The sequence below is a fragment of the Rhodovulum imhoffii genome, from assembly GCF_003046545.1.
GTDB lineage: Bacteria > Pseudomonadota > Alphaproteobacteria > Rhodobacterales > Rhodobacteraceae > Rhodovulum > Rhodovulum imhoffii.
In genome coordinates this window covers 1-1,634 of record NZ_QAAA01000050.1, presented here as the reverse complement: position 1 = coordinate 1,634, position 1,634 = coordinate 1, and the positions used below count along the sequence as shown (strand labels likewise).

The 1,634-nt window shown below is 55.4% G+C and carries 1 protein-coding gene and 1 pseudogene; both read right to left on the bottom strand.

Annotation, left to right across the window (positions count from 1 at the left end; translation table 11 throughout):
* Window positions 1-42: 42 nt before the first annotated feature.
* Entirely contained in the window at window positions 43-477 is a 435-nt protein-coding gene (locus C8N32_RS14740) for a hypothetical protein (protein WP_146159739.1), read from the bottom strand.
* Between the two features lie 545 nt (window positions 478-1,022).
* A pseudogene (locus tag C8N32_RS14735) lies at window positions 1,023-1,634 on the bottom strand (IS3 family transposase); the annotation flags it as partial.

Below are 1,634 nucleotides of genomic sequence, written 5' to 3'. Positions count from 1 at the left end.
TTGCGAACATTGCGAAACGCACTCCTTCTCTTCGGATGCGTATCAACTCGCAATGGCTGATCCCGTCGGCAATGTGGGGCGGCGACACCGCTTACTTCTATTGTAAGGTAAGGTAGCATCTATGTGCCAAGCCAAATCACGCCAATCCGTGAACCGGGGTTCATCGCCACCCAGAGCCGATGGGATGATGATGCAGGCGGCGGCCCCCATGTAGCCGTCAGCGTCAAGCAGATCATAGCAGTGATAGGCGCGGTTCTTCTCGTTCGACGAACAGGCCAAGCCCATCTGGGCCCCGAAGGCGTTCAGCGTCGGACTTCGATACCCGCTTCTTAGGATCAAGGGGCCGAACTCTTCGGTCAGTGGTTCAAGTATGTGGTAGCACAAGCCCCATGCAGCTTCGATGGCTAAGTCGGGGTCAGCAGGATAGTTTACGATGCTGAACGCCTGCGCGATTTCAGAATGCAGAAACTGCCGCATCTGAAAATGCTTGGACAACCGCGTTCGGCCTAGTCGATCTAATTTCCAATATAGGTCTCTACTCATGACCCATTATAGCAAGGGTCAATCGTCAAGTCATAACAACATGTACAGCATGGGGAGTTTCTTCACGGTAGGTCATTGCCGCAGGGTCGCTCAGCGGCATCAGGAGGATCGTCAGCGTCGGTTGCTCCTATTCTCCCCCGGCTGAGAGCGCCATGGCCCTCAGCACGGTCCTGAATGGCTCAGGCAATTCCTGAATGTGAAGATATTATCTGTTTCGGTAGAAGCGAACCCTGCGCCGTTTTCTTAACGCGCCTTGCTATTTCCAACGTAAGTCGTATCGGATCGGATTAACGAGGTTAAAAGTGACACATTTGGCAGTGACATGACATATGTGACAAAGAACGTCATATTGAAAAGCCTAATTCTTCCTCAATTTCTTTCATCATTGGTTGGAGAATTTCCCACAGGTCAGCCTGTAAATGTTCGGGGACATTGCCGAAGCAATTGACGTCGTGGGAACCTTTCCAAATTGCATTGCATGGTTCTTTGCTACGTGGACGATCTCCCCAGCTTACGGGGACATGAGATGCTTCACGAACAATTTTCCAAATCGCGGTCGTAGAAGCGCCGTTTCTGCCGCGCGATCAACTGGTTCTCGCGCATCAGGCGTGCCGTGCGGTGTCGCCCGATCTCATGGCCCTCGTCGACGAGGTCGCGGTGCATGCGCGGGCTGCCATAGGTGCCGTTTGACAGCGCGAAGGCCGTCCGGATATGCGCCAGATAGACCATGTCCTGCTGCTGACGACGACAGGCCGGACGGTTCTGCCACGCAAAGAAGCCGCTCTGGCTGACCCCGAGGACGCGACACATCCGGCGAATGGGGAAGCTGGCCTTCTCCGTTTCGATGAAGCCGAAGGTCATCGACTTCCCTCTTTCGCGAAGAAGGCCGCAGCTTTTTTTAGGATATCGCGCTCCTGACTCAGCCACCGCATTCTCCCGCCGAAGCCGCTTCAACTCGGCATGGAGATCGACGGGTGCCTCACTCGGATCGCTCGCATCGCGCTCCTGACTCAGCCACCGCGTCAGCGTCGAAAGGCCAATGCCCAGATCCTCCGCGATCTCTCGCCGCGTCCTGCCGCTGGTCAGCGCCA

What these genes read in the sequence shown, in the direction of transcription:
- C8N32_RS14740 (WP_146159739.1), bottom strand. Translation starts at nt 477, where the DNA reads ATGCGGCAGTTTCTGCATTCTGAAATCGCGCAGGCGTTCAGCATCGTA.